Below are 7600 nucleotides of genomic sequence, written 5' to 3' on the forward strand. Positions count from 1 at the left end.
TTCCCCCCGATCCAGCAGGCCGATCAGCGCCGTACTGCCGGTCGTCCGCCAGCCGCCGATCCGCTGGCGTGGCACCGGGCGGATCGTGCGCCGGGGCGTGGCGCGCGGACTTTTGGAGCCTGCCGCGAAGCGGGTTACACTGCCGGGCTCGCCAATCAGGCCTTGATTTTTCCCATGCTGCAGAAACTTCGCGACAAGACCTCGGGCTGGATCGTTACCGTGATCCTGGGGCTGCTGATGATTCCGTTCCTGTTCGTGATCGACTCCAGCTACCTCGGTGGCGTCGGCTCGCAGAACGTGGCCAAAGTGGCCGCACCGCCGACCTGGTGGAAGTCCGCCCCGTCGTGGTGGCCGGTCTCGTTCCTGTGGCAGCACCATGAGATCAGCTCCAATGATTTCCGCGTGCGCTTCGAGCAGGCGCGCCAGCAGGCACGCCAGGACCAGGGCGAGGACTTCGATCCGCGCCAGTTCGAAAGCACGGAAAGCAAGCTGGCCGTGCTGGACCAGATGATCGACGAGCAGGTCGTGCGCCTGGCCGGCGAGCAGTCCGGCATCGTGATCGGCGATGGTGCCGTGCGCGAGTACATCGCTTCGATCCCGGCCTTCCTGGATGCGAACGGCAAGTTCAACCAGGACAACTACCGCATCGCGCTGGCCAGCGGCAATCCGCCGCGCACGCCGACGCAGTTCGAAGCGCTGGTGCGCGAGAGCATCCAGCAGTCGATCATTCCGTCGGCCCTGCAGCGTTCCGGGTTCACCACCCAGAGCGAAGCCGAGCGCCTGATGAAGCTGCTGGGTGAAACCCGCGACGTCGAGCTGGCCGCGTTGCCGGAAATCCCGGCCGATACCGCCGAAGTGACCGACGCGCAGATCAAGCAGTGGTATGACGGCCACACCAAGGATTTCCGCCAGCCGGAAACCGTGTCGCTGGAATACGTCGAGATCAACGGCGCGAACCTGCCGGCTGCCGCCGCGGCCGACGAAGCCACGCTGCGCAAGCGCTATGCGGACGAGAAGGCGCGCTTTGCCACGCCGGAACAGCGCCTGGCCTCGCACATCCTGATCGCCGTCGACGGCAGCGATCCGGCCAAGCTGAAGGCAGCCGAAGAAAAGGCCACGCGCATCGCCGCCGAAGCCAAGGCACCGGGTGCCGATTTCGCTGCACTGGCCAAGGCCAACTCCGAAGATCCGGGTTCCAAGGACACCGGCGGTGACCTGGGCTGGGTCGAGCGCGGCGCGATGGTGAAGCCGTTCGAAGACGCGCTGTTCGCCATGAAGGCGGGCGAGATCACCGGTCCGGTCAAGACCGACTTCGGTTTCCACGTGCTCAAGCTGCGCGAGACCAAGGGCGGCGAAGGCCGTTCGTTCGAAGACGTGCGTGACCAGCTGGCGGCCGAGCAGGCCAAGGCCGACGCCGATCGCGTGTTCACCGAGCTGAGCGGCCGCCTGGTCGACCTGGTCTACAAGAACCCGACCTCGCTGGAAGGCCCGGCCAAGGACATGAGCCTGCCGGTGCAGACCCTCGGCCCGTTCACCCGCACCACCGCCAGTGGCATCGCCGCCAACCCGGCCGTGCTGCGCGCGGCGTTCTCCGACGTCCTGACCCAGGACGGCACGGTGAGCGACCCGATCGAGCTGGGCCCGAACCACACCGTGATGATCCGCGTGACCGAGCACAGCCCGGAGCAGGCGCTGCCGCTGGCCAAGGCCCGTGAGCAGGTCATCGCTGCGATCCATGCCGACCGCACCCGCCAGGCGTCCGAGAAGGCCGTGGACGCCGTGCTGGCCAAGCTGAAGGCCGGTCAGACCCTGCAGGCGCTGGCCGCCAGCGAGAAGCTGCAGATCAGCCCGCTGCCGGGCCTGCCGCGCACCCAGCCGGTGCCGACCCCGGAGATCAACCGCGCCGTGTTCAGCGCGCCGCTGCCGGCCGAAGGCAAGCCCAGCTACGGCAAGGTCGCCGTGCAGGGCCGCTACGTGATCTATGCGGTCACCAAGGTCAGCCCGGGCAACGTCGCCGAAGTCGACGCCGCCCAGCAGCAGCAGCTCAAGGAACAGCTGAGCCAGATCGACGGCATGGCCGCCGCCAAGGCCTACGTCGACGCGATGCGCAAGCACTTCAAAGTGCAGACCGAAGAAGCCAACCTCTAACCGGGTCGGCTTCTGCAAGGAAAACAAAAAGCCCGGCACTGCCGGGCTTTTTGTTGTGCGTGCTTCGTCCGCCATCCGGGCCCCGCCAGAGCAGGCGGACATTGCCCGGAAACGACAATGCCCGGCAGAACCGGGCATTGTCGTCACCTGCAATGCGGACCGCGGGGTCAGTCTTCGACGCGCAGCACCGCACCCGGCTTCAGCACGCTGCTGCCGCTGAGCCCATTGAGCGACAGCAGGGCCTTCAGCGGCATCCCGTAGCGGCGGGCGATCGCCCAGGCCGACTCGCCATCCCGCACGGTGTGGCGGCGGCTGCGCGGGCGATCCGCGCTGGCCACGGCGCGGGTGGCCACCGGACCGGGCGCGGTACGCGCGGCCGTGGTGTCCGTCGGCGCGCTCGGCGCCACCGCGATGGCGGCCACGCTGGCGCTGGCATCCACCGGCGCGTGCGCGGTAGGGGCCAGAACCGTCACCTGGCCGGCCGGACGGCCCTTGCCACTGGCCAGGGCCGGATTGAGGCGGGCGATCCGTGCCGGATCCAGGTCGCGCTGCTGGGCCCACTGCTGGACGCTGGTGCCGGCCGGGAGGGTATGACCCTTCAGTACCGGCACGGTGCGGTCCAGCGAGGCCATCACGGCCGGCTCGGTTTCCGCGTCTTCCAGCACGCAGGCCAGGGCATGCAGCTTCTCGACGTAGGCATAGGTCACCGGGGAGAGCCCCGGCAGCTCGGCCGGGCGCGCGTTCTGCGCATTCATGCCGGCCTTGCGCAGCGACTGCAGCACCCGGTACTCGCCGGCGTTGTAGGCCATCGTGGCCAGGCGCCAGTCGCCGCCGAACATGCCGTGCAGGGTCTTCAGGTAGCGCACCGCGGCCTGGGTCGAATCCACCGCCGACAACCGGCCGTCATAGCCCGGGGTCATCTGCACGCGGTGGTTCTTGGCGGTGGTGGCGATGAACTGCCACAGGCCGGCCGGGCCACCGCCGTTGCGGGCGTTGGGCCGGTAGCCGCTTTCCACGAAGGGAATCAGCGCGAATTCGGTCGGCAGGTCGGATTTGCGCAGCTCTTCGACCACGTAGCCGAACAGCACCAGGGCGTCATCGTCCTGGTTGGCCAACCGCGAGGGGGCATGCGCGAACTGCTTCTGCCAACGCGGGCTGGTCGCCTCGGCGTCACAGGTGGGTTCGGCCAGGCCGGCGCGGAAGCTGGCGAAGATGTCCTGTCCGTTGCGCACCGAGGCCGGCGGCAGGGCCGCAGCGGTCAGGGGAAGGGAGGACAGGCCGGCCACGTTCTGCGACATGCCGGCGGTCAACGACTGGGCGCCCGCGCTGCCGGCCACGGCGATCGCCAGGCCAAGCGCGAGCGGCAACAATCGCCGACTCATGTTCGAAATCCGTCTTTCCAGTGTCGCAGGCCTGCGACAACATCGACTTCATCGGTAACGGGACGCCCGCGATGGGCGCTGACGGCCGCCTGGATGGCGGGGGTGTTCGTACGCAGGAACGGGTTGCATTCCAGCTCGCTTGCCAGTGAAACCGGCAGCGTGGGCAGGTCATCGCGGCGCATGGCCAAGGCCTCCTCATGGCGCTGCGACAGCGCAGCGTTGGTGGGGTCTACATGCCGCGCGAAGACGGCATTGGACAGGGTGTACTCGTGGGCGCAACAGACCATCAGTTGCGCTGGCAGGGCCGCCAGCTTCCGCAGGGATGCCAGAAGCTGGGGAGGCGTACCTTCGAACATGCGCCCACAGCCCAGGCTGAACAACGCATCGCCACTGAAAAGATGTTCAGCGGTGTGAAACGCGATATGGCTCCGGGTGTGCCCGGGCACGGATACTACGTGGAACCCCAGCCCCAATGCCTGAACGCATTCACCTTCGGCCACCCGGTGGGCAGGGACCGCGATGCGCGGTTCCACCGGTGCGTACACCTCCACGGCGGGAAAACGGGCCTGCAGCTCGGCCACGCCGCCGATGTGGTCGTCGTGGTGGTGGGTCAACAGAATGCTGTGGGGAACCCATCCCTGCTGCGCTGCGGCGGCCAGAACGGGGTCGGCCTGGCCGGGGTCGATGACGATGGCGCGGCCGTCGTCGGCGACCAGCGCCCAGATGTAATTGTCCGCAAACGCGGGTAGGGCGGTCAGTCGCATAGAATTGGACCATGCCCCTCGTGCCGAGCCCCCGTCAAGCGACAGTCGCATCCTGGTTTGATACTGAACCGGCACAAGCCTTGTGCCGTCTGGAATCCGAGCGCTTGCGCACCCTGCTCGCCGAGCGCCCGGTGAACCCCTGGCTGTGGGTGGCACCGACGCCCGGCTGGCTGGAGCGTGTCGAACTGCCCGGCCGCGGCCTGCGCCTGTTCCGGGATGGGGCGGCCTACGCCGGGGACGTGCACTGCGGCCTGCCGTTGCCGCTGCCGGACGAGAGCGTCAATGCGATCGTCCTGCAGCACGTCACCGCGCGCGATGCCGAGCAGCTGATCGCCGACTGCGCCCGCGTGCTGATGCCGGGCGGGCGCCTGTGGCTGTCCACCCTCAACCCGTTCAGCCCGTACCGCCGCCAGTGGCGCCATCACGGGCTGATCGTGCGCAGCCCGCAGCGGCTGCGCCACACCCTCACGCAGGCCGGCCTGAGCTGCGAAGACCTGCAATACCTCGGCCCGATGTGGCGCGACCGCTCGCCGGCCCGACGCGACCTCGCCCCGCTGCGGGCCGCCTGTCTGTTCACCGCTGAAAAACGCACTCTGGCCCTGCCGGGACCGACGCCCGTGGCCGTGCCACGCTGGCACGGGACCGTGGCCACCTGATCTGGAATGGAATGAAAACGATAGAAATCCACACCGACGGTTCCTGCCTCGGCAATCCCGGCCCCGGCGGCTGGGCGGCGTTGCTGCGCTACAACGCGCACGAGCGCGAGCTGAGCGGTGGTGAAGCGCATACCACCAACAACCGCATGGAACTGATGGCGGCCATCTCGGGGCTGGAAGCGCTCACCGAGCCGTGCAACATCGTGCTGTTCACCGATTCGCAGTACGTGCGCCAGGGCCTGACCGAGTGGATGCCCGGTTGGATCCGCAAGAACTGGAAGACCGCCGGCGGCTCGCCGGTCAAGAACCGGGAGCTGTGGGAGCGCCTGCACGCGGCCACGCTGAAGCACACCATCGACTGGCGCTGGGTGAAGGGCCACTCCGGCGACCCGGACAACGAGCGCGTGGACCAGCTGGCGCGCGACGCCGCGATCCGGATCCGCGCCGCCGGCCCGGTACACTGAGCCCATGCGTCAGATCATCCTTGATACCGAAACCACCGGCCTGGAATGGCGGAAGGGCAACCGCATCGTCGAAATCGGCTGTGTGGAACTGCTCGAGCGCCGCCCCAGTGGCAACAATTACCACCAGTACCTCAAGCCAGACTGCGAGTTCGAACAGGGCGCGCAGGAAGTCACCGGCCTGACCCTGGAGTTCCTGGCCGACAAGCCGGACTTCGCCCAGGTCGTCGATGACTTCCTCGCCTACATCGACGGCGCCGAGCTGATCATCCACAACGCGGCGTTCGATCTGGGCTTCCTGGACAACGAGCTGTCGCTGCTCGGCGACCACTACGGCAAGATCACCGACCGCTGCACGGTGATCGATACGTTGAAGATGGCGCGCGAGCGCTTCCCCGGCCAGCGCAACTCGCTGGACGCGCTGTGCCGGCGCCTGGGCGTAGACAACGCGCACCGCCAGCTGCACGGCGGCCTGCTCGATGCCCAGATCCTGGGCGATGTGTACATCGCGCTGACCTCGGGCCAGGAAGAAATCGGCTTCGGCTCGGCCGACGACCACAAGCCCGGCAGCGCCCACGCGCAGACCTTCGACACCTCGCGCCTGCTGCCACGCCCGCGCGTGGTCGCCACGGCCTCGGAACTGGAGGCGCACGAAGCGCGACTGGCCAAGCTGCGCAAGAAGGCCGGCCGCGCGATCTGGGATGGTGAACCCGAAGCGGTAGAAGCGGTCAGCGCCTGACGAAACAACCCCGGCGGTAGTTCCCGACCGTTGGTCGGGACGGTTGTATCAGTGGCACCGCACCAGAATCACCGTGATGTTGTCCGAGCCGCCGCCATCCAGCGCGGCGGCGACCAGCGTATCCACGCATTCCTGTGCACTGGCATCGTCGAAGGCGAGGGTGCGGGCGATGCCCTTGTCCTCCACCTCCTCGGTCAGCCCGTCACTACACAGCAGCAGCTGCATGCCCGGGCGCAGCTCACCGGTGGTGGTCGCCACATTCAGGTGCGCGGGATCGGTCACGCCCAGCGCCTGGGTCACCACATTGCGGTGCGGATGCGCGCGGGCCTGCTCGGCGGTCAGATTGCCCTGTGCGACCAGTTCCTGGACCACGCTGTGATCCTGGCTGAGCTGGGCCAGCGTGCCATCGCGCCACAGATACGCGCGGCTGTCACCGACCCACGCCACCTCGTACCGATTGCCCTGCACCCGGGCCGCCACCACGGTGGTACCCATGGGCAGGCTGTCGTTGCGGCGGCGCGAGGTGCGGATGATCTCCTCGTCTGCGATCCGGATCGCATGCGCCAGCGTCGCGCCGCGGCGGATCTCCCGCACGATGGTCTCGCGCGCCAGCGCACTGGCGACCTCACCACAGGCGTGCCCGCCCATGCCATCGGCGACCAGCCACAGCGCCAGTTCGCCATCGCCGTAATACGTATCCTCATTGAGGTCACGGCGCAGGCCGGGGTGGGTCAGGTGTCCGAATTCGATCATGGGAAGGCGCGGGCCGGTGAGGATTGCGAGGGATAACGGCATGATCGCGGCCCGCCGGACATCCGGCAAGGCATCCATACAGAAGAAATTCACTTCTTTGCCCGCAATGACTTGTCGCCAGCGCGTCCTGCCCGTATCATTCGCGTCCCGGTTCGCCGGGACCATCTGGAGAGGTGGCAGAGCGGTTGAATGTACCTGACTCGAAATCAGGCAGGCGTTTATAGCGCCTCGGGGGTTCGAATCCCCCCCTCTCCGCCAGATACATGAAAAAGGCCGCCCAGTGGGCGGCCTTTTTCATGTCCGAGATCGGGCGTCTTCCGACCGCTGCGAAATGAGCGGCGCCCAATTGCGGGGGATGAGAACCCCCGACGGGGGTTCGACGGATCTGCAGGAGCAGATCCGGACAGACGAACGTCTGGCCCTGGAGCGCGCAGCGCGGAAGGGCTGGGCCCATGGATGGGCCCAGCAATCCCGGCAACGAAGCGGCCATCCCGCAGGCCACGCGACGCCATCGAGGTGGAGCCACGCCACGCGTGGCTGCCTTCCGCCGACCATCGCGCAGCCACGCACGGCGTGGCTCTTATCTCTTGCCGATCTGGCACTTTAGGTGCCGAGAGCCCGGCGTGGGCGACCGTGTGGCTCTAGGTCTTGCGACCGCTGGGTAGCTTGGGTCCCCACGCCGGTTTCTCCCTGATCC

Annotated in this window: 7 protein-coding genes and 1 tRNA gene; 5 read left to right on the forward strand and 3 right to left on the reverse strand. The window is 67.8% G+C overall.

Annotated features, from left to right (window positions below; translation table 11 throughout):
• Positions 1–174: 174 nt before the first annotated feature.
• Positions 175–2148 carry a peptidyl-prolyl cis-trans isomerase gene (locus tag HH110_RS16915; protein WP_176990736.1) on the forward strand — a complete coding sequence of 658 codons (1974 nt, stop codon included), beginning with the start codon at positions 175–177 and terminating at the stop codon, positions 2146–2148.
• A gap of 167 nt (positions 2149–2315) precedes the next feature.
• Here the strand turns inward: HH110_RS16915 and HH110_RS16920 are convergent, their stop codons facing one another.
• Together HH110_RS16920 and gloB are read right to left on the reverse strand one after the other, a co-directional pair.
• Entirely contained in the window at positions 2316–3530 is a 1215-nt protein-coding gene (locus HH110_RS16920; RefSeq protein WP_176990737.1) for a lytic transglycosylase domain-containing protein, read from the reverse strand.
• Entirely contained in the window at positions 3527–4294 is a 768-nt protein-coding gene (gene gloB, locus HH110_RS16925) for a hydroxyacylglutathione hydrolase (RefSeq protein ID WP_176990738.1), read from the reverse strand. The genes HH110_RS16920 and gloB overlap by 4 nt, the downstream gene beginning before the upstream one ends.
• An 11-nt stretch (positions 4295–4305) precedes the next feature.
• On the opposite strand from gloB, the gene HH110_RS16930 reads away from it, so the two are divergent.
• Genes HH110_RS16930 through dnaQ form a run of 3 tightly spaced genes read left to right on the forward strand, consistent with a single transcriptional unit; the run spans position 4306 to position 6150 of the window.
• The gene (locus tag HH110_RS16930; RefSeq protein ID WP_176990739.1) at positions 4306–4950 is read left to right on the forward strand and encodes a methyltransferase domain-containing protein; all 645 of its coding nucleotides are present in this window, start codon (positions 4306–4308) and stop codon (positions 4948–4950) included.
• An 11-nt stretch (positions 4951–4961) separates the two neighbouring features.
• A complete protein-coding gene (gene rnhA, locus HH110_RS16935; protein ID WP_121042991.1) occupies positions 4962–5414 on the forward strand; it encodes a ribonuclease HI in 453 nt (150 codons plus the stop codon).
• A gap of 4 nt (positions 5415–5418) precedes the next feature.
• A complete protein-coding gene (gene dnaQ / locus HH110_RS16940; RefSeq protein WP_176990740.1) occupies positions 5419–6150 on the forward strand; it encodes a DNA polymerase III subunit epsilon in 732 nt (243 codons plus the stop codon).
• Positions 6151–6198: 48 nt separating this feature from the next.
• Here dnaQ and HH110_RS16945 read toward each other — a convergent pair whose 3' ends face one another.
• On the reverse strand, positions 6199–6903 hold the full coding sequence (locus HH110_RS16945; protein WP_176990741.1) for a PP2C family serine/threonine-protein phosphatase: 705 nt from the start codon (positions 6901–6903) through the stop codon (positions 6199–6201).
• Positions 6904–7070: 167 nt separating this feature from the next.
• On the opposite strand from HH110_RS16945, the gene HH110_RS16950 reads away from it, so the two are divergent.
• A tRNA-Ser gene (locus tag HH110_RS16950) sits at positions 7071–7161 on the forward strand.
• Positions 7162–7600 lie beyond the last annotated feature (439 nt).

The organism is Stenotrophomonas sp. SAM-B, from assembly GCF_013387485.1.
Lineage (GTDB): Bacteria > Pseudomonadota > Gammaproteobacteria > Xanthomonadales > Xanthomonadaceae > Stenotrophomonas > Stenotrophomonas maltophilia_AA.

Excerpts from the sequence above, each read along its gene's own strand:
- HH110_RS16915 (WP_176990736.1), top strand. The coding sequence starts at position 175 with ATGCTGCAGAAACTTCGCGACAAGACCTCGGGCTGGATCGTTACCGTG.
- HH110_RS16920 (WP_176990737.1), bottom strand. The coding sequence starts at position 3,530 with ATGAGTCGGCGATTGTTGCCGCTCGCGCTTGGCCTGGCGATCGCCGTG.
- gloB (WP_176990738.1), bottom strand. The coding sequence starts at position 4,294 with ATGCGACTGACCGCCCTACCCGCGTTTGCGGACAATTACATCTGGGCG.
- HH110_RS16930 (WP_176990739.1), top strand. The coding sequence starts at position 4,306 with ATGCCCCTCGTGCCGAGCCCCCGTCAAGCGACAGTCGCATCCTGGTTT.
- rnhA (WP_121042991.1), top strand. The coding sequence starts at position 4,962 with ATGAAAACGATAGAAATCCACACCGACGGTTCCTGCCTCGGCAATCCC.
- dnaQ (WP_176990740.1), top strand. The coding sequence starts at position 5,419 with ATGCGTCAGATCATCCTTGATACCGAAACCACCGGCCTGGAATGGCGG.
- HH110_RS16945 (WP_176990741.1), bottom strand. The coding sequence starts at position 6,903 with ATGATCGAATTCGGACACCTGACCCACCCCGGCCTGCGCCGTGACCTC.